The organism is Ruegeria sp. BHSB058 (assembly GCF_059613285.1).
On record NZ_JBXWSF010000027.1, the window covers coordinates 22,081 to 45,881 of the forward strand.

Annotated in this window: 14 protein-coding genes; 4 read left to right on the plus strand and 10 right to left on the minus strand. The window is 56.0% G+C overall.

Features of this window, described 5'->3' with window-relative positions; all coding sequences use genetic code 11:
- Positions 1-37: 37 nt before the first annotated feature.
- Both AC2FNB_RS09195 and AC2FNB_RS09200 read right to left on the minus strand, forming a co-directional pair.
- Positions 38-2,218, minus strand: a complete 2,181-nt coding sequence (locus AC2FNB_RS09195; RefSeq protein ID WP_496745836.1) for a serine/threonine protein kinase — start codon at positions 2,216-2,218, stop codon at positions 38-40.
- A gap of 39 nt (positions 2,219-2,257) precedes the next feature.
- Positions 2,258-2,836, minus strand: a complete 579-nt coding sequence (locus tag AC2FNB_RS09200; RefSeq protein WP_496745837.1) for an OmpA family protein — start codon at positions 2,834-2,836, stop codon at positions 2,258-2,260.
- 166 nt (positions 2,837-3,002) lie between these two features.
- On the opposite strand from AC2FNB_RS09200, the gene AC2FNB_RS09205 reads away from it, so the two are divergent.
- A complete protein-coding gene (locus tag AC2FNB_RS09205; RefSeq protein WP_480751892.1) occupies positions 3,003-3,848 on the plus strand; it encodes a M15 family metallopeptidase in 846 nt (281 codons plus the stop codon).
- Positions 3,849-3,915: 67 nt separating this feature from the next.
- Here the strand turns inward: AC2FNB_RS09205 and AC2FNB_RS09210 are convergent, their stop codons facing one another.
- Positions 3,916-5,307 carry a hypothetical protein gene (locus AC2FNB_RS09210; protein WP_496745839.1) on the minus strand — a complete coding sequence of 464 codons (1,392 nt, stop codon included), beginning with the start codon at positions 5,305-5,307 and terminating at the stop codon, positions 3,916-3,918.
- 200 nt (positions 5,308-5,507) lie between these two features.
- On the opposite strand from AC2FNB_RS09210, the gene AC2FNB_RS09215 reads away from it, so the two are divergent.
- The 3 genes from AC2FNB_RS09215 (at position 5,508) to AC2FNB_RS09225 (ending at position 12,796) form a co-directional block, all read left to right on the plus strand.
- Complete coding sequence (locus AC2FNB_RS09215) at positions 5,508-7,238, plus strand: ShlB/FhaC/HecB family hemolysin secretion/activation protein (protein WP_496745841.1); 1,731 nt, start codon at positions 5,508-5,510, stop codon at positions 7,236-7,238.
- A gap of 4 nt (positions 7,239-7,242) precedes the next feature.
- Positions 7,243-11,673: a two-partner secretion domain-containing protein gene (locus AC2FNB_RS09220; RefSeq protein WP_496745843.1), complete on the plus strand. Its 4,431-nt coding sequence runs from the start codon at positions 7,243-7,245 to the stop codon at positions 11,671-11,673.
- 691 nt (positions 11,674-12,364) lie between these two features.
- On the plus strand, positions 12,365-12,796 hold the full coding sequence (locus tag AC2FNB_RS09225) for a GtrA family protein (RefSeq protein WP_480751887.1): 432 nt from the start codon (positions 12,365-12,367) through the stop codon (positions 12,794-12,796).
- 2 nt (positions 12,797-12,798) lie between these two features.
- Here AC2FNB_RS09225 and AC2FNB_RS09230 read toward each other — a convergent pair whose 3' ends face one another.
- The 7 genes from AC2FNB_RS09230 to AC2FNB_RS09260 form a co-directional block, all read right to left on the minus strand.
- Positions 12,799-14,175: a hypothetical protein gene (locus AC2FNB_RS09230; protein WP_480751885.1), complete on the minus strand. Its 1,377-nt coding sequence runs from the start codon at positions 14,173-14,175 to the stop codon at positions 12,799-12,801.
- 3 nt (positions 14,176-14,178) lie between these two features.
- Complete coding sequence (locus AC2FNB_RS09235; RefSeq protein WP_496745845.1) at positions 14,179-17,001, minus strand: peroxidase family protein; 2,823 nt, start codon at positions 16,999-17,001, stop codon at positions 14,179-14,181.
- A 13-nt stretch (positions 17,002-17,014) separates the two neighbouring features.
- Complete coding sequence (locus tag AC2FNB_RS09240) at positions 17,015-18,745, minus strand: thiamine pyrophosphate-binding protein (RefSeq protein ID WP_496745847.1); 1,731 nt, start codon at positions 18,743-18,745, stop codon at positions 17,015-17,017.
- A gap of 417 nt (positions 18,746-19,162) precedes the next feature.
- Complete coding sequence (locus AC2FNB_RS09245) at positions 19,163-19,660, minus strand: sarcosine oxidase subunit gamma (RefSeq protein ID WP_496745849.1); 498 nt, start codon at positions 19,658-19,660, stop codon at positions 19,163-19,165.
- A 1-nt stretch (position 19,661) separates the two neighbouring features.
- Positions 19,662-22,532, minus strand: a complete 2,871-nt coding sequence (locus AC2FNB_RS09250; RefSeq protein ID WP_496745851.1) for a 2Fe-2S iron-sulfur cluster-binding protein — start codon at positions 22,530-22,532, stop codon at positions 19,662-19,664.
- A complete protein-coding gene (locus tag AC2FNB_RS09255) occupies positions 22,522-22,776 on the minus strand; it encodes a sarcosine oxidase subunit delta (RefSeq protein ID WP_480751879.1) in 255 nt (84 codons plus the stop codon). The genes AC2FNB_RS09250 and AC2FNB_RS09255 overlap by 11 nt, the downstream gene beginning before the upstream one ends.
- Positions 22,777-22,792: 16 nt before the next feature.
- Positions 22,793-23,801 (minus strand): FAD-dependent oxidoreductase (locus AC2FNB_RS09260; protein WP_496745853.1); only part of this gene is annotated, 1,009 nt, incomplete at its 5' end.

Here is a 23,801-nt window from a genome sequence, read left to right on the forward strand (position 1 = left end):
AGTTCGTAGGGCAAACAGGTTTTCAGTCCTCGAGTCGCTACTTGTCGAGCGTGGTCAATATCCGGCTGTCCAACGACAAAATACGCGCGCTTTGGTTGCGGCTTTGATCTCGTAAGGCTTCGGCATAACCAACAGCAGACTCGGTTGTTGGCCGCATGCTCTCGAACAGCGGTTCGTCGGAATGAATGGCGATAATCTTGCTTTTACCAAGCGTGCTGTCATCGACCTGAAACGCAATGCCGCCGTTTTCCTGACTTTCCGCAATGGAATAGGCGACGCGCACTGACAAAGGTCCATTGCGTCCGTTACGGAGCGTCGAAATGTCGTTGTTCTGGCGTGAAATGTTGGGAATCAGATGGAACACGTTGCCGGAAACGTCCAACACCGAAACAGACAGAAAGCCATCCTGAGCGTCAGCAGGCAACACTATGTCGATAACCGGGTTTTCGCCAACCACATAATCCCCGGTCGGGTTTGGTGCGTTACCCGCTTCTCCGTTGCTGAAGTCTATACCGATTTCCCCCGCTGGCGCTGCCGGGAGAAAATTCTCGATCAGGCACAACGTCGGATTCAGGATACTGGTGTCGACGGTAACCGGGCGCTCTCCCCCAACCGCGCGAACGGAATCGAACAGGGCCGCACGTGTTTCAGCCGTTGCAACTGTTCCCTTGACCAGGATCTGGCTTTCGGGGCCGTAACCGGCGGCCGGAGGGTCCACTAGGTTCAACTCACCGCAATCGGCAAGGTTTTCGAGAACCGATGTAATTGCTTCGGCAGACAAAAACAGTTCCCTCAGTTCCACAGAAACATTGCCCTTCAATCCGCCGGAAAATCCCGCGCTGAAAACTTGTTCAACTTGTTCCTGGATACCCTTGTCACTCGTCAGGCCGTTGACCGACGCGTCATTCCCATTCAGCTCAAGTCTCCAGGAGTCCAACGGAGAAAGGGCCTTTATTGTGGCCACCACGTCCGCGCCCCATGTTTCAGCAATTTCACCAGATGCCAGTGTGAGTTGGGCGAATCCAGCGTCAGATTCCACGATTGCAGTGATTTCCTCTCTGATCTGTTCAGTCGGTACATTGCCAATCGCACGGGGAACGCCGTTTTGGGGCGCTTCCACAATCAGTGTATATGGGTTGGCTACGGGATAGGTTGGTCCCATCATGCTGTCGAATAATCCCGCTACGTATCCACCTGCGCCCAACAAAGCCAAGAAACCAACAAGCAAAATTACAACCAACCCACTGCGCGACCCTGTTTCATTCGCCTGTGGTGCAGGGCGCGAAGATTTTGGTTCCTTCATGAGCGCGGCTTGTGGCTTCGCCGGTTCTGGTTTTGCAGCACCCTTGGGCACGATAATCGTCGCATCCTCCAAAGGTGTTGTGTGCTCGGCCTTACGATTGGCAAGAGTGCGCAAAACCTCTGACGCGCTTTGAAAACGGTCGTCGGGGTCGGGAGCGGTCATCTTGTCGATTATCGACTTCAAAGGGTCCGGCACATCTTCTGTGTCCAAACGCTTTTTCTTATTCTCGACCACCTCCATCGGATTGCGCCCTATCTCGGGTGACTTGCCACGATAATTAGCCAAAAGCAGAGCGCCCAGAGAGTACAGGTCGGTGCGGGCATCCGTTTTGCCCGACAGTTGCTCTGGTGCGGCGTAGGCATATTTCCCGGCAAATTCGTTGCCGACAATGGTTTCTGCGCCGGGATTGGTGTCCTTGGCGATGCCAAAGTCGATAATCACTGCCTGCGCCGGGTCGCCGTTGCGCAGGATGATGTTGTCCGGACTCAGGTCCCGATGAACAATGTTCCTTGCATGCGCCGCCTCAAGGCCTTCACATACCCTCTTGCAGACTGTCAAAAGGTCCGCAGAAGACATCGGGCCTTCTTTAAGCTTTGCGTCCAATCCCGGCCCGTCCACATAATCCATCAAAAGATAAACGTGGCCATCGGCAGTTCGGTGATTTTCCGAATATCGCACCACTGCATCGTGCCGGATTTCACGGATTTCCTCTTCTCGCGTGAGCAGGACGAGGTAATCATCATTGCCCGAAAACTCTGCCTTAAGCACTTTTAGCGCAACTTGTCGGCCTGAAATTTCCGACTTGGCCCGATACACATCCGACGTGCCACCCCGGCCCAGGATCGCCTCGATACGGTAAGTATTATTTACCAAGTCGCCTGGCTGAAACAGGTCACCGGCGCGGGATTCGGTCATTCGGCCCCCATAGATCAATCGGTTGAAGCGAGTACGTTCTTAACCAAGCGCCTGGAATTCCACCCGACGGTTTTCATCTGCGCGGGTATCGTCCGAGTTATAGGGAACGGTTTCACCCATCCCGATGGCTTCCAGCCGGTTTTCCGGAATGCCGCAATCACCCACAAGATGACGTTTTACTTCCTTTGCACGCAGCAAGGACAGGTTTTGGTTATAGTCTGCCGACCCCGAACTGTCTGTGTGCCCGATGATTTGAAAGACCTGAACATCCACCGATTTCATGGCCTGGCAAAGCGAAGCGAGCTTGGGTTTCTGGTCGTCACGCAAGGCCGCAGAGTCAAAATCGAAACTGATCTGCAAATTGACCTGATCCTCCTTCGCGACTTCTTGATAATCTGTCGCTGCAGCCACTGTGGTTCCACTGCTTTCTTCGGTTTCTGCGGTCGTAGCTTGCGTTGAAGGCACTATAACCAAGCCGCGCGTTTTTTGCTTGTTGAACGCATCGGTCATCTCTTCTGCCGTCATCTCGCTCGAAGTTTGTGCGCTTGCCGCTTGCAGGGCGAACAACCCCACCGCGACCGATGAACAGAAACGAACGAGATTTTTTTTGAAGAACATTGCCCGGCTCCCTGGCGCCAAATGAAGAGTTCTCCTGAGATTAACCAACGGGAATTGGTGTCACAATCATTATGTGCATTTGTTGAGCCTTCGACGTGACAGTTGCAAAAGAGCATCCTAAAGTATCGCTGAGCGGTAAGAACGTCGGTTCACAGGGAAATAACTCATGCGTATCGTGCCTGCGATAATTCTGGCAATCGCAATTCTGCTGGCACCTATCATCTGGTACGTCTTCCCGATGCTTGTTTCGTCTGACGAGACATTTGATGGCCCGGCCATCGATTCAGGTGCGCGGATCGAAATTGAAATGCTCAGCCAGCAGGTCGAAGATCTGAGAAATCGCTTGGAAGAAATTTCCGGTGAAATCGGGCGCTTGCAATCCGGCAATGCCGCACCGTTACTTCAACCCGATAGCCTTGATGCGGATTCATATGGTTACGACAGCACGTCACCCAACGATATCATCGATGCCTATGCTCAGGTCGTTCTGATTGCCAACAGAAACAAGGTGAACCGAGAGTTGGAGATCGCGTCGCCATCATTTCTGGCTCAAACCTTCGGGCCGCCACGCGAGAACCTGACCGACACATGCCAAGCCATGACCAACGAGCGGTTGGCTGACAAGCTTATCCTCGAACAGGTTGGCCCGGTGCAGGTCCGTATGCTGAGACCCGCAATCGATTCTCTGCGTCAGGTCTTCGACAACATTCGAAGGACAGATCCGGACCTGTATGCCCGGATAAACACGGCCGGTTCGCTGTGTGTGCGGCTGATCCGGGGATCGACCTCATCGGCGTCAGCCCATGCTTACGGTTTGGCTGTGGATTTGAACATCGACGGTGTTCTGGACACATTGGGCGATGGGAAAACCCAGTTGGGTCTGACGATCCTGGCCGATTTCTTCCGCGAAGAGGGCTGGGTATGGGGCGCGGCCTGGGGCCGCGAAGACTCGATGCATTTCGAAGTCAGCCGCAACAAAATCGAGGAATGGATCGAAGAAGGCGCGCTTTAGCGGCAATCCACGTTTCGAAATCCGTCCTTGCAACAGAACCGTTCCAAGCCTTCATGAGCGCCCTGTTCTATACGGTCATTTCCTGTTCCGCGAAGGCAACCGCTTCTTCAGAAAGCACTTTCACTTCATCAAGCTCGCGGTTTTGGAATGCCATTTTCAATCGGTCCAACAAGCTTTCAGCTTGATCGCGATTTTGCGTCGCTGACGCGATGGCCCCATGGGCCGGTTCGACAAATTCCAAATACACACGGGCAGCGGCATTGCCATTCGCTATCGCCGCTTCTGCCGTTTCGAGACAGTGAAATGCAGCCAGAAAATTTCGGGCACGCGCGGCTTGATCGGCCTCGGCCAAAGCCGCATGAACCTGTCCAAGTTCTGGTTTGACGCAATTGCCCACGTTGACGCGCTGCAACTCTTTCGCACGGGCGACCAACTGTCTGAATACGCTGGCGTATTTTCCGTCCTGCAGGACGTCTTGGGTCACTTGTTCGACGATCCGCCGTGCAGTCTCAAGCATGGCCAGCGCACCCGCTTGATCAGGAAGGATGGCTCGAGCTTGCCGAAGTGTCTTTATGCACTCGGACAGTTCAGTCGAGAATTGGCGGGAAGCAGGTAGCTTTTTCAACCCGCCCACCATCGCGAAAATGCGGGCATAGACTTTGTCGAAGTCGTCATCTTTTTTCACGGCTGGCAACTTTGAAGCCAAATCCAGCCCCTTTGTGCCCACTCGCAATTCGGTACGCGCCTTTTGCAGCATGACAACCGCACCGACCCAATTGTCGCTTTTGGTAAAGTTGGCGGCGTCGTTCATCATCTCGCGGACGTCGTTCAGAACTGGCTGCGCCGGACCACCTGCTGGAGCAAGGGCTTCGATCCTTGCGATTTCAGCAGTAAGTTCCGTGACCAGGCGCGCATAGTCGGCCCCACGTGAGGCCTCTTGCATCATGGCAGTATGGCGGTGATCCTGCCCTTCGCATACGGCCAGAGCCTGCCCGATATCCCCGCGTGCGATTGCCGCCTGCCTGCGCTTTTCGTCTGCTTCCATGCGCGCGAGATAATCGAGAATGGCTATATCCCCCCCAGTGTGTTTCTGGGCCAGGGTCTGCTTGAGCCGCGTCTGAAACTTCTTCTCTTCCTCCAGGTACAAGACGGCCGCATCGTACTCCCGATCCAGAGCGCGAGCCGTGTCACGTTCCCGATCCAATACTATTTCAGCGTTTTCTCCAGCACCCTGGGCAATCAGATCGCGCGCCTTGGAAAGTGCTTTCGAAAGGGGGGCGGACAAAGGTTGCAACAACCGCGCCCCCCGCGGAGGCAAGGCATGAACCCGCGCCAAAAGTAACTCGAAATCTTGTGCAGTCCGTTCGAAATCGCCGCTTTCATCGGTCCGATCGCCGCCTTCGGGCCCCTGCGTATCTGTAAATCTTTCCAAAAAGGCTCGTTGGGATTTGGTCAGCATAAGCTTGAACTCCGGTTCAAAGCAGTCGGGAACAAAGATAGCCTAGGTTTCGGAATGTGGCGGAAATTTGTTGCTCCTCCAACATACTTGGCCCCGGATATTAACGAGAAACACACATCTCGGCTCTTTGTGCTTGCCTGATACGGCCCAAAAGGGGTTCTCTGTCAACTACCCGACCATTTGAATACAGTAAGGAACCAATGCGTTTTCCTCGGTTAGCCGTCTCGCCCAAACTTATAGCCTGCTTGATCTCCGCGTTGCTGTTCGGGGCGGATAACGGACCGGCGTCGGCACAGTCCGCCGGCAATCTGGCACCGTCCACTTTTCAGCCGCAGAACCAGCGCGCAACGTCAGGGCCAGTGACCGTCGCGCGAGACCCGGGTGCGCAGACTCCGCCGGGGTCTGACAGGCTATTCGTCACCATCGGCACCGTCGAAATCCAAAATGCCTTACCTCAGATGGCGGCCGCAAATCAGGCGTTCACACAATCTCTGGCTGGCAAACGGGTTCCTGTTTCCGAGATTTTCAGAGCCACAAGGGTATTGGAAAGTGAATATGCAGATGCAGGATATGTGCTGGCCCGGGTTGTTCTGCCGCAGCAGACTGTCAGGGATGGCGGCGCACTCAGGATCGTTGTGGTTGACGGATTCATTGAACGAATTGATGCAACAGCCGTCCCCGAACCCGTGCGGGGCCGGATCGTCCGCCTGACGGATCCCCTGATCGGAAAGCGCGGCATTCGTCTTCAGCAAATCGAGCGGGCACTTTTACTGGCCGGCGACACCTATGGTGTAAGGCTGTCTTCCACCCTTTCCACAGGCCGGCAGGATGGCGGCACGTTGCTCACCCTGGATGGCGAATACCAAAGGGTGACCGGATCATTTGGTTTCGACAACTCGCTTTCCGACGAACTAGGTCCACTAAATTTGAGCGCCGGTGTGGAACTGAACGGCGCGCTTCAGATGGGCGAGACGTTTTACGCTCGCCTCGGCGGCTCTCCGACCCGGTATTTTTCAGACTCGGCCCAATACCGCATTCTTGCTGCCGGCGCCGTGTTTCCGATCGGCTTGAGCGGGTTGACCTTCAACATCGAAGGCACATCCAGCCGGTCGACGCCAGATAATGAACTCATTCCGACCAACAGCAGCTTTGACCGCCTGTCTTTCCGGTTTTATTACCCATGGATCCGGTCGCGACGGTTCAACTTGTCCTCGCAGTTCATTCTTGATCGCACAAGTGACGAGCAAAACCTGATCGGAACAACGACCGAGTTCCCAGTCTATGACGACGAATTGAGCGTTCTGCGGGCTTCCCTCGATGGGACTTGGAACTACGATGACGGATCATACCTGCAAGCCAGTGCAGTTTTGTCACAGGGCATAGATGCGTTTGGCGCGCGGACAACACCAGGGCCAGGGGAAACACCGCTTTCACGTCAGGGTGCTGATGCGGTTTTTACCAAGCTCGTATTGGGTTTCCAGTATCTTCGCCCATTTGACAAGAATTGGAGCCTGTCGTTGCGCGGTCGCGCCCAAAGCAACTTCGGGGATCCACTGGTGTCCTCCGAACAGATCAGCCTTGGCGGCACGGGAGAGTTGTCGACCTTTGATGCCGGAACGATCAAGGGCGATGATGGATGGGTCCTGAGGGCCGAGGTTGCCCGACAGATGGCGCTTTCCATTGGCGGCTATCCGTTTATTGGCAAACCATATTTGTTCGGAGCCACAGGTATGGTAGGACTGGAAAATCCGACTGTTTTTGAACAAAGCACCACCAAGGCTTCCAGTTACGGACTTGGATTCGAATTTTTGACGATTGAAAACTCCCCATTCAAGTCCGGATCATTGCGAGTTGAGTATGGGAGAGGGTTAAGAGATGATCTTGAACCAGATGAGAACCGCTTCAGCATCGTCGCCAGCCGCAGGTTCTAACAAGATGGCACACCCATATTCTTCACCATTCCTAGTCGGCACCTTGGCGACGTTGCTCTGCACAACTGCCTTGGCGGACAGTCTGCCAACGGGCGGAACCGTAAGCGCTGGTTCCGTGGCGATCACTTCTCCATCGTCGTCCCAAATGAACATCAATCAGGGCTCAGATGCCGCCATCGTCAACTGGAACAGTTTCTCCATCGGTCAGGATGCTCAGGTCAACATTGCCCAGCCAACGGCAAACAGCACTTTGTTGAACCGGGTAACCGGAAACACTACCTCGCAGATTCATGGCCAGCTGAACGCCAATGGTCAGGTTTTTCTGGTCAACCCAAACGGTATTTTCATCGGCCCGAACGGACATGTACAAACCGGCGGTTTCGTGGCGTCCACTTTGGATATCAACAACGACGATTTCCTTACCGGGCAATATCGATTCAATGGGCACGGCAGTTCGGCAAGTGTCGAAAATGCGGGCCAGATTTCAGTTGTACCGGGGGGATATGCCGCTCTGATGGGTGGCAAGGTCAAAAACTCGGGTGTCATCCGGGTCCCTCTGGGCAAGGTTGGCCTGGCGGCCGGAGAGCAGATTACGCTTGACGTCTCCGGTGACGGTTTCCTTCAGGTTGCCGTACCCTCCGACAGCGACGACAGCATGGATGCATTGGTCGAAAACTCCGGGTTGATCGAGGCAAATGGCGGTCAGGTGCATCTGTTGGCGGCCAGCGCGCGGGATGCGGCGCGTCAGGTTGTGAACATGTCGGGCGTGATCGAGGCGCAGACAGTCGGCGGACGTTCCGGCGCCGTTGTTCTGGGAGGAAGCGGCGGCAGCGTTAACGTCAGCGGAACAATCAACGCTTCTGCACAGGTAGAGTTGGTTGAAACCAGTCCGCGTCCCGTGGCTCGACCGGCGACCGGAGGGGACATCACCATCACTGGCGAGCAGATCACGCTTGCTGGCGCCGAGCTTCTGGCCGACGGGGCAGGGGAGGGACAAGGCGGCCTGATCCGCGTGGGCGGTGACTATCAAGGCAGCGGCACTCTTCAGCACGCTTCGCACGTTGATGTCGATGCCGATACACGGCTGTCCGCCAATGGCGGCGACAGCGGGGACGGCGGTCGCATCATCGTCTGGTCCGATGTCTATACCGAGTTCGACGGCCTGATATCCGCCCGGGGCGGTGATATTGCTGGCGACGGTGGCTTTGCCGAAGTGTCGGGCAAACTGGATTTGCGCTATCGCGGTTTGGCCGATTTGCGAGCACCCAACGGCGAAGTCGGACTGCTGCTGCTCGATCCTACAAACATCACCGTGCCCGGCACCATTGACGTGGTCACGATAGAATCCAATCTGGCTACCACCTCTGTTGAACTCAACACCAATGGCACCGGATCTTTGGTTGTGGGTGGTTCCCCGACGGATCTCGGCGGCTCGGGAGCGGACGCCGGCGACATTACGATCAACAGCGCGATTACCTGGAACAGCTTCAGCGAATTCCGGTTGACAGCTAACCGAAATGTCATCCTGAACGCCGGGATAACCGGAACGACCGGTGAGTTTGCCATTAATGCCGGCGGCACGATCACCACCGGCGCAAGCGGAGCCGTAAACGTAGGGACTTTCCGACTGGAAAACGGTACTTGGTCTCAGGTGAACGGAACGTTGCCCGCATTTCAGGCTTCGGATTTTCAACTCGGCGGTTCCACCACCTTTTTGCGTGCCCTCGGCGGTGACGGGTCTGCTGCCAATCCATATCAATTGGCGGACATCTACGGCGTACAAGGGGTAAACAGCACCTCACTATCCTCGTCGAATTTCGTGCTTGCCAATGATATCGACGCAAGCGGAACATCTGGTTGGTTCGATTTTGGCGAAGGTTTCGAGGGATTCCAGCCCATCAGTTCGTTTGACGGAACCTTCGATGGGATGGGCCACACGATTGACGGGCTGTTTGTCGACCGCTCCGGAGCTATAGGCGGGCTGTTTACCACGCTAGGAAGTAGCGCGGTCGTAACAGATTTGCGGCTCGCGAATGCTGATATCGTGACCGGCGGCGGAGGTATCCTTGCCGCTGTCAACAACGGGTTGATCGAAGGCTCGTCTGTCTCGGGATCGATGAGCAATCAGTCTTCGGGTGGGTTTGAGTACGGCGACTCCGGTCCCTTCGGCGGCATGGTTGGAACAAATAACGGCACCATTCGCGACAGTTTCTCGTTGGCTTCTGTCAGCTACCAAGAGCCGGGTTTTGGGTCAGGGTTGGTTGAAATCGGCGGGCTTGCGGGTGTGAACGATGGAACCATACTCAGGTCTCACGCGGGCGGAACGGTTACGGGCACCGATCCTGGGTCTGGTTCAACCATCGCCAGCTTCCATGCGGGCGGCCTGGTTGGTGAGAATGGTTCGACCGGGTCCATTCAAAGCTCTTACGCCATCGGCGACGTAACACTTCCCCTTGCCGGCGGCACCGGGACGGCAGGGGGCCTGATTGGCAATAATGCAGGTGGAACAGTATCTGCATCCTATTCAACAGGCGGTGTTTCGGTTTCGAACGGAACTGCTATCACCGGTGGTCTGGCCGGGGCCAATACAGGAACGGTAAGCGGTTCTTTCTGGGACACGGGCACGTCCGGACAAAGCACCAGTGCGGGCGGCACCGGGTTGAACACGGCCCAGTTTCAGGACACGGATGGTTTTGTCTCGCTGGCAAGCGCCGTTGGGTGGGATTTCGCGAACAACTGGGCTCCGGGCGCATTCGGCCTCTATCCCCAGAACTACACCACCAGCCCCGTGATCTACGTGACATATGATCCACTGTCCGCCCAATACGGCAGCACATTCTCCGCGACCGCAACCGGCACCGTCACAGGTGGTCCGGGAACCTATTTGTTCGGGCCGGCAGGTGACACACTCGACACCGCACCAGCCTTCACAAACTTGTTCTTTGCCGACGATACGGTAGGAAGTACGACGTTTGCGACGTCGACGACATCGCTCAACAGCTCTCAAGGCATAACATATGACGTCGCGGCCCTGTCCGGTGCAGGAACGGTTACACCCGCGCCTTTGACTATTACCGCAAATGACCAGTCCAAGACATATGGCACCACGTTCAGCTTTGATGGCACGGAATTCACGGCAACGGGCTTGATCGTCGCGAATGAAGATTTTGTGTCGAGCGTCACGCTGACAAGTGCAGGCTCGGCCGAGTTTGCCAGTGTAGCCGGAAGTCCCTACGCAATCGTCGCAAGCAACGCGACCGGCGGGGGGTTGAGCAACTACGATATCACCTATGTAAACGGTCAGCTGACCGTGGATCCCGCGTTTTTGTCCATCACCCCCGACTTCCTGAGCCGCACTTATGGCGACGGCTTCGCCTTTACCGGAACCGAGTTTACGACAACGGGCCTTTTGGGGTCCGACACGGTGACAAGCGTGACACTGACCAGCGCTGGCGCGGCTCAGTTCGCTCCGGCATCGGGCAGCGCCGGATATCTGATCGAATCCAGCAACGCCATCGGGTCAGGTGTCGGGAACTACGACATTTTTTATGATACCAGCCTATTGTTCGTTGATCCTGCGTCTTTGACTGTTACCGCGCTAAATCAGGTAAAACCGGAAGGTCTTGAATTTGTTTTCAACGGGACCGAATTCACCACTTCTGGCCTTGTGAATCCGGCCGATAATGTTGCCTCAGCGCAGCTGCAAAGCGCAGGTGCCTCAGCGGACGCAACAATTGATGACTCGCCTTACGCAATATCTGTTTCCAATGCGACCGGCAGCGGCCTGTCGAACTATGTCATTACTTATGTGGCCGGCCTTTTCGATGTTGTGGAGGAAATAAACGTTCCGTATCCGCCGATACCCAAGATCGAAATCACCCCGACCGTAGATACCAAGATCAGTACCGGCGGCGGTGGCGGTGGCTCCAGCACCGGTGGCACTGCCGTCACACCGGTCGAAGAAGCAGCCAAGACGCTGGATACGGTCGAAATCGTTTCCGATGACTTGGATGCCCGTATCGCGTCGTGCGGTGGCCAAGGTGACGATGTTGCATTGTACCTGGCCTGTCTCGCCGATGCGATGGACGACTACGCGGGCGATCTTGAAAGCATTGCATCCGACCTGCCGCCCGGTTTGGAACAGATCGGAGACATTGTCCGCGGTGCGGCCGCCGGGGTACGGGAAGCAGGCGAGAATGCCAATCGCCGTCTTGCCCTGGCAACCACGGCCGCAGAACGTGAATCCATCCGGCGTGAGGCCGCCACACAAGCACGACGTGCGATCCAGTCGGCTCAATCTGAAATCCGTAAGGCGATCACCCTGATCCGAGCTGATGATCCGGAACTGGCGGGATTGCAACGTCAGCAGGTCGAGACAATCGTACAGGCGGTGGGCCGCGCCGAGATTAGCCTGTCCCGCGTGCTGGAGTTGTGATGCACCGGCACGACGGATGACTTGCTTCTACGTGTGATTTCAAAAGGCGCTCCAGCTCTGCAGGGCAGGGGCGTACAAATTGAAACGCCTAACGGCAGGCAATCGCGAAAGTGGCCCCAACCGCAGCAATGTTTCCATTGACTGGATGATTAATCATTCCTCTACGTTATTGTTGACGGGATGGATTTTTGCGAAATCCGATTGGCATATGAAGAACGCCGCGCAACACATTGTAAGTAAAAAAATATCAAAATCCACAAGCTGAACTGGTTGGTTGAATTCATTGCGTATTTAAGAAATTTGTAATGCTAACTGTTCAGATGTGGTAGATTGAAACAGTCGATCGCCGTCTCTAGTTTTTGGTGTTTCCACCTTTTAGCAAAGCAGGAAGGTCAAGGAACGCGGGGTGTTCTTTCGCGGCCAACCTTCTTTCTTTAGGTCCCGATACGAGAGACGTTCGCTCGATGATCGCAGGAACGTTTCCCGCGATGTGTTTGAATGTAGTGCACCGTGTTTGGTGGTTTGGTTGTAAATGGTACTGGGGGGTTGTCCCAATGAGTGGGGATAAGCAAAAGGGTTTGCCGTCTTCGTCGTGGTCCGACGAAGCCGGCTTTGAAAATACTAAGGCCGCATTGGGGTCTGTCTGCAAGCGTCGCTTTGCAGACATTGCCTTTGGCCAGAGGGTGGGCAGATGACTGTTTGCTGCTTGCCCAGACCGGTTGATGACATCTCACTCCCCAGAGGACTAAGGCTTAACCTTGTTCCTTTTGGATTGCTTTGTGTTTTGTCGGGTTATTCAGTTTATGCGGTGCTGGTATTTGCCGGACTGAATCCGTTACTCGCGCTAACCGCGCAATTCGCTTTGTGTTGGGATCTTAATCTGCGATGCCACGCAACTCATGTGTTCCGTTCCAGAGGAACAACCAGGTCGCGCGTCTATATCCTTGCGAATATCGTCGTGTATCTGTCGAACCTTTACCTACTGCAGCTGGTATTGAAGTCTGGCGCAGACGCACTTACGGCTCAGGCCCTGGCGCTTTTGCCGATTGCGCTTCTTTCACACGTTTTGAACTCCCATGCTTTGGGCGTGCGGCCACGCGACTATCGGGGCGATTTGTTCTGACCTCACGAAGGCCAGTTCGCGTCCTGCGCGCGCTGTGCCTCGGTCAAACCGTCGTCAAAGTAAGTCTCATAATATTCGTTTTCGACCCGGTGCGTCTGCAGCCAGATTCCCGGCGCGTGAATCGCTTCGCAATGCGCTGGAAAGCGCCCGTGTGTATCATGGATATAGGTGCAGATATCGCGCGCGCAGTTGATCACATCCTGCTCGTATTCTCCGGCCTCTTCCAGATACTTGTTCCCAAAATCACCTTTGTAGATCCTGGCGAACAACTCCTCGTTTTTGTAGATGCCGCCATCGCCGAACTTGCCGGCAATAACCGCATCAACGGCATCCGACATTGAATTGTAATAGGGTGGGCATTTGCCCTTGATCAGATGTTCCCCGTGGTGACGCAGTCCCACTGCGTGAGCGCGGACATCCTTCATCCTTGTGATCGGCAGCGTATGCCAGCGGAACAAATCCATGAACCGCCATCTTGGCGAAACATGATCGAAGTTCAGCATGGATCCGTATTTCTTCTGGAACTTCGGATCGCCAAGCAAAACAGGCGGAGAGATTGCAGCGTGTATCCAGCCACCGAGGCCCAAGGCCTCCGTGACCAGAAACAGGTTTTGAATCAGCAGATCCGCTTCGATCTGAGTACGCATCTGGCCCAGGGCGCCCAATGGAATTTTGATATCGGGGTTCAGGAATCCCTTCTTGATCCACTCCTTGACACCAGCGGGCTGATAAAAGTTCCGATCATCCACAATGACCGGGCGCGCATGGTCGGGTTGGGTCAGCAGATACATCAACGCATTGATGTACTGGTGCGACAGATCCACCACGGGGAAAAAGATCGTTGATCCGGGCCTGTTCGACAAAAACCGGTTTGCATCAAGATAGGCCGGAAAGTCGCGCATATCGCCGGGCACATCAATACGGCGATCCAGAATGCGCACCTTGGCCCGTTCCGCCCGCTCCATCAACACATCCGGCGTCCAGTTTTTGGTGCCTCCTGCCAATGGATCGAGACGGCGCAAGAAATATGTACCGCTATCGTTGATCATGAAGAAATGCGTGCCTTGCGCATTATCCGGGCTTCCCGCAGTGCGCCCTTCCATCACCAGGTTGGGTTTGGACATGATCGGATCGCCGCTTTCGTCGTCGAAAAAGGGTCTGTCCGGCATGGTCATGCCTGACGCGCCGGTTGCCGCGATCAGAATGGCCTCTTGCAATGGATCGAGGGGTGAACGTTCGTTTTCTGACGTCCAACTTAAAGAGCCTGCAACCACGTTCGAACCACGGCTGACCCGCTTGGTTCGCCGGTTCCAAAGGGTTCGGGCAAGGGGGGTTTCCAAAAAGGCATCTAGCCCCTTCGAGGTGTCGGCTTTTCCCATATCTCACCCTCCGTCTACAACCCGCCATGGAGCAAAAGCGGTACCCGTTTTTGGCAAGACCGATGCAAACTCGGGGAAGTGACGCAGCAGTACCGACTTCATCCCGTTCCGTGCAATCCAATCCATACCCAGCGGTGTATAGACTTCCGGTCTGAAATCGGTGGTCAGGAACCGGTCTGACTGCAACCGCCGCGACGCCATCAGAACAAACACACGAAACGCGGTGTCGGAGAATCCAAACCCGTCGGGGGGCGTTTCCCCCAGCAAGCCGATTACCGTATCGACCTTGTCGATGTCGCCATAAAGCTCTTCAAGTGTCCGGTTTGTTGCGGGGTCTGCCGTCAAATCCTCCCACCGGGTTACCGGGGGCATATGCAAACCTTTGCGAAACTCGTTGTAACGCGGTACGCGTCGCGCGCGAGTTCGTACAATGTCGACAACCGACAAATCGATCAACTCGCCAAATCGCTCCAGGTTCTGAAGCGATTTTGGAAAGTTGTGCAGTGTGATTGCTCCGGGATGGGCAACTGCAAGTGAGTATAGCGCATCCCTCAGTCCCAGCTTTCGCAATTGGTCATCGGTGTGCTGGCCCTGAATATCCAAAAATCCAAGCCGCGCTTTTTCCTTGCCGGACCCGAAGTCATAAAAGATGTAATCATCCGGAATAAGCGGATGCATCCGGTAAACCGTCGCGAACTCCTCGGTCAGCGCGTATCTGGCCGTGTGGTGATCAGGAAGGGTTTCCGGAATGCCCTTCAAGGCATGCACGTCCGTCAGCCATATCCCCAACCGTGTCAGCCAGGACTTTGGCGGGCCGAACCAGTTGGTCTTCATCCCGATATCCAGCGCCTCGGTGCCAAGAATGGCGGGGGTCCATTCGACCGTATGTATCTTGGCAATCAACGCTGACACGATCAGTCGCGCGGTCTGATAGACTCTTTCTTCGTCCATCCGCGGATATTCTCTGCTCAACGCATCGCAGATCGCATTGTGTTCACGGGCAAAAAGCGTGTGCATGGTCGACAAGCCCAACCACCAGCTTTCGTTGAACCCGGTCATTTCAAAACCGTGAACGTTCTCGGGCAGATACCCGTTATCTAGTTTGAGCTTGGCTCCATCTCTCAGCGACTGCGCCGTCTTTGAATTGTTGCCATAGACCTCCGATCCATCCCACCAATGCGAGGTTTCATTAGCAAACAGGAACGGATCGCCACCGTCACCAAGCGGGATGTTTCCCGCAATGCGCATTTCCCGTTCGGGCACTCCATCGGGTGTATTGCGCCAATCGGGATAGGCATCGGGGATCGGGACAATGTCATCCTGTTCGCCCAGCTTGCGGCGTTCATGTGCGACCCAGTCATGAACCTGAAACTGTATCCAGGAGGCCGCCAGAATATTCAGAATCTTGGCCGGGATGAAAGAGTCCCGATCCATCAGCCTACGCGCAACCTCTATCGGGTTGGGACTTGCAGAGGGCTGGATTTGTGGCGGCATGTTGCGCCCGAAACTGGCGCCCACCGCTCCCATTCGGGGATCGGAAAGGTCGTTATAGGTGCCATCATATGTTCGATACAGCCGCTGTTCGGCGGTAGGTTCTGATGGGACAGTTCGCGCTGACGGAACCTTTTCTTCGGGATCGGTGTCGAGCAGACTTTTCTGTCTCAGGTCGTATCTCAGGGCGTCCAGGTTCAGCAGTTGTATCAACAGAAACGGGATCTTATGCCATGGCACGCGCCGGTTGACCGCGCGAAGAACGGACCGCGCCAAATTGCCAAATACCCGGTTCTGCAATGGCGGTGGATGTGCCTTGAACCGCTTGCCTTGACGATGGGCCGCCGAGGCATCATAGACCGTCTTGCGTGCCCGGTTCAGGTTTCCAAGCGGCCTGAATGCGTCCGTCGTGTTCCACGGGTTGAATGCCATGCCGTCAACAGCCGCGGCGTCGGCCAATGCATCGGTCGTGGAAAGATCCCGCCGGGGTATCACCAGTTCAGCTACCTTGATAGGAGGGCTGACAGTTTCTTCCCATTCATGCGCCGCATCTTCGATCGGTGTCTGGGCTTCCGATACAAAGCGTTGGGCAAACAGCTCAAACAGAATGTCCCCCGTGGCCTGTCTGGCTGCGAATTCGGATGAAAGACGTGCAGGGCCAGTGTATTCGCCAGCAACGCCAGGTGCGCCGGGAGCCGGCTTGAAAACATACCGCACCGCCTCGTTACCCCAAGCGATGGCGCCGCGGCTCCAATAGCTTTCAAGGGCGACACTGTCACAAGTCCTAAGCGCCTCACGAACGTTTTGCAGCATGCGCCATGTCTCGGACGGGCCCAGTACAAAAGCCAACTGCAAAAGGCCAAAGAGCTTCGACACCCTCCCTCCGGCAAGCGCGTGAGCAAAAATCACGAATTGTCGGGCGTTGCGCGCGTGCGGCACGGGATAATTCGTGGCCAGAAGGTCGTGCGCGACGCCTTCGCTCTCTTCAATGCGCACAGCGATGCCACGCAAATCCTTTTCCTCGTCCGACTGGGTTTGTGAAGACGCGTTGGAAAATCGGACCATCGCGGGATAAACAGATCCGGGTTTGGCAAAGCCAACTTGCAGGTCTTCAGGCAAATCTTCCACAAAGCGGAGCTCGGCACCTTTCAATGCCGCAATCGATTTGGTGTGAAAGGCCCGGTCCACCTTGCGTGCCTTGGCCGCCGCCTGAGACTTGAGTTGGGCGGCCATCATCAGTTCGGCAAGTTTTTTGGTCTCACTTCGCTCAGCCTCCGGAGAACCGCCAGAATAGGTTTCGGTCCACTTGTGCGAAGTCGCGGTATTGCCGGTCATCTTGGCCTCCCAATCACAACCCAAATCTTTCGCGCACACCCGACCAGAGCGCAGCCAGAATTCCTTCGGGATGAGGCGAATAATGCGGCAGGGCCAGACGTGTGATCCGGGCGTCGATCAACGTGGGCTTCCCGCTGGCCAGGGCGGCACGAAATGCCTCTTCGAAATCGTCCAGCTTGTCGACAGCAAAGCCTTGCGCCCCACAGGCGCGGGCATAGGCGGCATAGTCGGGATTGTCGAACTCCACCAGACCGGTCTTGAAAAACGCTGATAGCTGGTAGAGCTTGATCAACTTGAACTCTCGGTCATTGAAAATGACCCAGATGACCGGGATGTCGTATTGCACTGCAGTCATCAACTCGAACCCGGTCATCAGATAGGCGCCATCTCCCACTGCAGCGACCACCGGCCGGTGCATTTGAGAATATTTTGCGCCAATGGCACCGCACACACCGATGCCCATAGGCCCGTAAGTTCCGGGTTTACGAAAATTCTGACCTTCGTCGAGTTCTAGATAATAAGCCGTCCAGGCAGCATGCGCCCCCGCATCAGTCAGAACGATCCCACTGGGTGGAAGCATCTGCGAGATTTTTTGCACCATCTCACCGGGGTGAAGTTCTTTCTGCGGCGAGATGATGAACCGTTCATCATAGTCCTCGGGCCGATAGTCGCGTTCTTCGATTGGGCCTATCTGGCGGTCTAGCTGTGCAAACACCTCTTCCAATGCCAGTCGGGCGTCTCCCAGAATGACAAGGTCAGCCTTGTAGAACTTGTCGAACTCACCCGGATCGATATTGATGTGAATAAGCGTTTTTTCCTTGAACAGATCTTCAAAGAAATCGAAAGTCGCATGCTGTGCGAAAGAATTTCCAACAGCCAGAACGACATCTGCCTCTTCAAAGACTTCCCACGCCGCCTTGTGGCCGGAATCGCAATACAGCCCGATGGCAAGCGGATGCTCTTCATCCACAATTCCCTTGCCGTCCATTGTCGTCAGCAGAGGCATCTGAAAGCGCTCAATGAATGTTCTGGTGATCTCGTGCGCCTCTGCTCGAATGGCCCCGAAACCAGCCAGCAAGACGACCGTTTTTTCGTCGCCCAAGGCGTTTTTGAGGCATTCGACAACTTTCCCGACTTGTGCCGGGTCAGGACGCATGACGGTTTTACTCAGCTTCAACGGCTGGAAATTCGTTACCTCGACATTGGGGTCAGTGATGTCTTCGGCGATTGCTACATGAACCGGTCCCGGACGTCCTTCAAAGGCGACATCGATTGCCCGCTGTAACACATCGACAAGATCGTTCGGATCGGTGACCAAATAATCTGCAGGTTCTCCAGTGGCGGGGTCTTTCTTGGTCACCGCCCGAAAAATCATGCGCGAGTCCGGTGTCCGGACCAATCCCGAAGTCTCGTTCAGGCTCCCGCGACCTTGCCACGCCAATGTCGAATAGCCGCTTATCGCCAGCAGAGGATAACTGTCGGTCAACGCCACCGACAGACCCGAAATCAGGTTGAAAGCACCAGGGCCCGCTGTCGCAAAACAGACCCCCAGCTTGTTGGTGAACATGGCATGGCCGCAGGCCATAAAGGCCGCACCTTGTTCGTTCTTGGCGATAACCGGTCTGATCTTTTCCGAGGCATCCAGCGCCAGCATCAATCCCGCGGCGTTTTCACCAGCGCCACCATATGCGGCATCGACACCAATGGATTCGAGCGCGGCAACAACCGCTTCGTACACCCGCATTCAATGCACTCCGCCAATAAATTCTCTAGTATAGTTTGAGTAATCTACCAAAAAATCGCGAATTAAGATAGTGACGGCCAAACCGGTTGGTATAAAGTCGCCAATGGAATACTTCTAAGAATTCACCATAACACTGATTACACGATGTGGAACCACAGCCATATTCCGACCCCGCCGCTATCAACTCTCCACCGTTTCATGCCGTCCCGCCAGAACCGATGCTTTCGGCCTCTGGGACGGTTACGCTCTCGAAATGGCCGCCTGAAAGACGCGGGCCAGACCGCTGTCAGTCGCGTGCAAACAATTTGGCAATACCGCTCAGACCGCTTGAAAAATCAGTTGCTAGAATAGGTTGCATGCGCATGATACCGCGTCTGGTATTTGTGGATATGGACGCGGGTCATTGCGGCTTCTTCATCAAGCGGTGGCGCGGGACAAATAATCCTCCATCATATCACCAAAGCTTTGCTCGATGGCAATTTCGAAGCCCTTTTCGCACCGCATTACCAGTGCCCTGAGGCCGAAAACTTCGGTGAACGTGGTCGCCTCCTCACTGAATTCAGCGTCATGCATATCCAACGGACAGGCTATGGACATCACCTCGGCGGCCTGTGGGCCCACTACGTGAAAAAAGGTCAGCGTATCGGAAACACACACGATACTGATATCGGCCGGGCAGTCAGTCGGCCTGAGCGTTGTATTCAGTACGCCTTCTAGCTCCAGAGGTGCCCGGACGATCCAATGGTCGTTCCCGATAAAGTACACTTCTATGTTGCCCCGCGCGCGCCGCGTGTTGGGCATTTCTGGCAATTTGGGCAAGATATCACCGCACCAGCTTTGGATAGCCGAGGGCGCGCCTTTCAGATCGAATAGCGCATACAGGCTTTGCCGGCGGATCTGCACGTCGTAGCTCATGTCAGGACCTCAACAATTCGCCATCCGGGTCGTGAAACACCGGCTTGGTGATGGTTACCGGGATCGTCCCACCCTTTAGACGCACATGCGCGGTTTCCCCATGCCGCGCGTGGCCATTTTCCAAAAGCGCAAGACCGACCCAACGATCGTTGACAACGCTCCAGACGCATGCAGTGACAAGCCCTTCGGTCGCTTCCCTGCGCCCGCCTGGGGTCAGCGGCGCACCTTCGGGAATCTGGCGGCTCGGATCCTGTGGGAGCACACCCACAAGCTCGCGCCGAGGGCTGCCGCCGGCGCGGCGAAGCTCGACCGCGCGCTTGCCCAGATAGTCGGGTTTCTTTTTCGACATTACCCATCCCATTCCAAGATCATGGGCATCGACGGTTCCGTCGACCTCGTGCCCCAGCGACAGGAACCCCTTTTCAACCCGCAGAACATGGCTGGCTTCGGACCCCACCGGCTCGATCCCAAAGGGTTCGCCTACCGCCATTACCTTGTCCCACAATTCCCGCATGTGCCGAGGGGCGACGTTGACCTCGAAAGACAGCTCGCCCGTAAAGCTGACCCGAACCACCCGCGCAGGCAGGCCGGCAACAGTCCCTTCGCGGAAACTCATGAACGGGAACGCGTCGGAAGACAGATCAATATCGGTCCCCATGGCCTGCAATACCTCGCGTGCCCGCGGCCCACAGATCGTGGCATTGTTCCACTGGCTGGTGACGGTCGTGATCATCACCTGCCAATCGGGAAACTCGGTCTGCAGCAACTTTTCCATATGCTGGTTCATCGCATCAGCATGACCGGTTGAGGTCGACATTAACCAGCGATGCTCGTCCAGCCGCAGAGTCACGCCATCGTCCAGGATCAGCCCATCATCAGATAACATCAGGCCATACCGTACCTGACCCGGCTTCAGGCTGGACATCACATTGGTATAGAGGAAATCTAGAAACCTGCCGACATCCCGCCCCTTGAGTTCGAACGTACCCAATGGCGAACCATCATAGACACCCACGCGTTCGCGCACTGCGCGGCATTCCCGATTTACCGTTTCCTGAAAGCTCTCATTTCCACGCGGAAAATATCCCGGCCGCCGCCAGCGCGCGCCCGCCTCGTACATGAAGGCACCCTGTTTCAGATTCCACTTCGTCACCGGCGTGTGACGATAGGGGAACAGGACGCTCCCCTCGCGAATGCCGCCAATCGCTCCAAAAGAGACCGGGGTGTATGGCGAGCGAAAGGTGGTTGTTCCGACATCTTGCAGCGGGCGACCCTGCTGCATCGCCACCGTTCCGATGATGTTGATGTTGCCCGTTTTGCCCTGATCAATTCCCATGCCGCCAGTGGTGTAGCGTTTGACATGCTCGATGTTGTCATAGCCTTCCCGCAGCGCCAGATGTACATCATCCACAGACACGTCGTTCTGCAAATCCAGAAATGCCTTTCCGCGCTGACCTTCCGTATCTACACGCCATAGAGGTTCGATCGCATAGTCCAGTTCCTCACCACCTTCGACAATCCGATCCAGCGTCATATCACCAGCGGCTGCACCGACGGCTCGGCAAGCCTGCACGGCCTGATCGGGAACGAATCCGGCGATGCTTTCATCGAACCGCACCGAGCTGCGCGATTGTGACCACAGATGTACATTTGGACTCCAACCACCTGACAAGGCCAGAACATCGCAATTGATCCACTGGCCCGAACCGCCACTTAGCGGCTTGGTCAAAACGGCCTTGACGCCTTTTCTCCCCCGAACACCTGCGGCCACGGTGCCAGCATAAACCGGCAAGCCGTTGAATGCATTCAGCGCGGCCTGTGGCACGGTCTTGCGGCTGTCCAGAACGGCAGTCACCGTGATACCCTTTGACACCAGATCCGCAGCAACTTCATAGGCGCTGTTGTTGTTCGTGAACAGGGCCACCTGTTGGCCCGGCCGCACTCCAAAGCGGTTGGCATAAGCCTGCACCGACGAGGCCAGCATCACGCCTGGGCGGTCGTTGTCACCGAACACCAGCAGACGTTCGGTTGCGCCGGTTGCAATCACCACCTCACCCGCCCGGACCCGCCAACTGCGCTCGATCACCGAGGGGTTTTCAGGCCCGCGCTCGTTTACAATCAACAGGTTGTGCTCACGATAGGCCCAAACAGTTGCGTTCTGCAGATGGGTGACATTTTTCATCGCTCGCAATTGAGCAACCGTGTCCCCCACCCATTCCATTGCCGGAGCGCCATTGATGAACAGCTCGCGGTTGAGGAGGCTGCCGCCGGCCTCACGGCCTTCGTCCGCAAGGAACACGCGTTTCCCAGTCTGGGCCGCTTCCAGCGCGGCACGCAATCCAGCCGGACCCGCCCCCGCAACCAGCACATCCGTATGCGCATGACGCGCCTCGAAATGACCCGATGCGGGCGGTTCGGGCGGCGCTTCGGCAAGGCCTGCAGCCCTTCGGATCGAAGGTTCGAACAGGTGCCAGTCCGGCCATTTGAATGTCTTGTAGTAGAACCCCGCCGGGATGAATTTCGCAGCCAACTGATTGACACCGCCCAGATCAAAATCAGGCGAGGGCCAACAGTTGACCGAGCGCGCGCTCATCCCGTCACGCAGCGGTACCGTGGTAATCGGATTGTTGCCCGAGGCGTCGACACCTTCAAGCTCGACCAAAGAGGCGGGTTCTTCCGGCCCATGCCCGACGATGCCACGCGGCCGGTGGTATTTGAAGCTACGGGCAGTGACGCGCACTCCGTTTGCCAACAACGCCGAGGCCAGCGAGTCGCCTTCATAGCCTTCATAAGTTTTGCCGTTGAACCGAAATTTGATCGGGCGTTCTCGGTTGATCAGCCCACCCGAAGCGAAACGGTTTTCATTTCCCATCGGGCTTCTCCACAATGTCATGGGTTTTGGTATCACGCCAGATTTCGAACCAGGTGCCGCACCCGCGCGCGTGCCACCAACGTTCCTGCACAGGACCCAAGGGGTTTGGTACTATGGTCAGGTATTCGACCCATTCCACATCGCTGGCAGTATTCGGGTTGGGGCGATCAGCTCCGACGGGACCGCCATAGACAAACTCACTTTCGTTGCGACGCCCACAGAAAGGACAGGGAATGTTCATCATGATCTCGTCCTCCTGCTCATCGGGCAGTTGTGGTGCCGGATTCCATCACGAAATCCAGATTTCGGAACCTGTTTAGGGTGAAATCCGCCATCAACGGGTGAGGCTCACCCCGAGTGACGAGATGCGCCAATGTCAGCCCCCCGGCGGGAATGGCCTTGTATCCACCCCACCATCCGGCGGTAATGAAAAGCCCTTCGATTTCCGTCTTGGACATGATCGGAGAGGCGTCATGAGCGATGTCCAGGTGACCACCCCATTGCCGCATCAACTTGAGTTTCTTGAACGACGGGAACAGCGACAACATCGCTGTCACCGTGTCTTCGAACACATGTTGCTTGATGTCCCGTCGAAAGCTCTGCCCCATATCGGGCGCGCCGCCGATCACCATCTCTCCCTTGTCGGACTGGCTGAAATAGAAGCCACTATCAGGGCAGTTGACGATCACGTCGACCAGCGGCTTGACCGGCTCCGAGACAAAGGCTGTCAGGTTTATGGTGCGCAAAGGCAGTTTCAATCCGGCAGTTTCGGTGATTGTTGTCGTGTGACCTGACACGGCCACCACTACCTTGGGCGCCGCCACTGTGCCACGGGTGGTCTCGACCCCTTCGATACGACCGCCCGCACCGCGTATCAGTGACAGAACAGCAGTTTGTTGATGTATTTCAACCCCCAACGCATCCGCACCGCGAGCGTAGCCCCACGCCACCGCATCGTGCCGATTGACCGCGGCATCCGTATGCACCATCCCGCCGATCACCGGCAAACGTGCATCTGGGCCGCCCCCGGTCAGTGCCGGTATGCGGCGGCGCAATTCCTCTGTCGAGATCTGCTGATAGGTGGATCCATAGATGTCCATAGTCAGTTGCCGACGACGCAGCTCACGCATTTTGGGGTAGGTCTGAACGACATCGACCATGGTGCGCTTGGAGTGCATCATGTTGAAATTCAACTCTTTTGTGAGCCCTTCGTACATCTCTACCGACTTGACATAGAAGGGAATCGATGCGTCTCGCATGTAGTTTGAG

Bases quoted from the DNA above. Each gene is read 5' to 3' on its own strand.
- AC2FNB_RS09255 (WP_480751879.1), bottom strand. From the start codon at position 22,776: ATGATGAACATTCCCTGTCCTTTCTGTGGGCGTCGCAACGAAAGTGAG.
- AC2FNB_RS09210 (WP_496745839.1), bottom strand. From the start codon at position 5,307: ATGCTGACCAAATCCCAACGAGCCTTTTTGGAAAGATTTACAGATACG.
- AC2FNB_RS09230 (WP_480751885.1), bottom strand. From the start codon at position 14,175: ATGGGAAAAGCCGACACCTCGAAGGGGCTAGATGCCTTTTTGGAAACC.
- AC2FNB_RS09235 (WP_496745845.1), bottom strand. From the start codon at position 17,001: ATGACCGGCAATACCGCGACTTCGCACAAGTGGACCGAAACCTATTCT.
- AC2FNB_RS09200 (WP_496745837.1), bottom strand. From the start codon at position 2,836: ATGTTCTTCAAAAAAAATCTCGTTCGTTTCTGTTCATCGGTCGCGGTG.
- AC2FNB_RS09245 (WP_496745849.1), bottom strand. From the start codon at position 19,660: ATGAGCTACGACGTGCAGATCCGCCGGCAAAGCCTGTATGCGCTATTC.
- AC2FNB_RS09215 (WP_496745841.1), top strand. From the start codon at position 5,508: ATGCGTTTTCCTCGGTTAGCCGTCTCGCCCAAACTTATAGCCTGCTTG.
- AC2FNB_RS09205 (WP_480751892.1), top strand. From the start codon at position 3,003: ATGCGTATCGTGCCTGCGATAATTCTGGCAATCGCAATTCTGCTGGCA.
- AC2FNB_RS09220 (WP_496745843.1), top strand. From the start codon at position 7,243: ATGGCACACCCATATTCTTCACCATTCCTAGTCGGCACCTTGGCGACG.
- AC2FNB_RS09240 (WP_496745847.1), bottom strand. From the start codon at position 18,745: ATGCGGGTGTACGAAGCGGTTGTTGCCGCGCTCGAATCCATTGGTGTC.
- AC2FNB_RS09195 (WP_496745836.1), bottom strand. From the start codon at position 2,218: ATGACCGAATCCCGCGCCGGTGACCTGTTTCAGCCAGGCGACTTGGTA.
- AC2FNB_RS09250 (WP_496745851.1), bottom strand. From the start codon at position 22,532: ATGGGAAATGAAAACCGTTTCGCTTCGGGTGGGCTGATCAACCGAGAA.
- AC2FNB_RS09225 (WP_480751887.1), top strand. From the start codon at position 12,365: ATGACTGTTTGCTGCTTGCCCAGACCGGTTGATGACATCTCACTCCCC.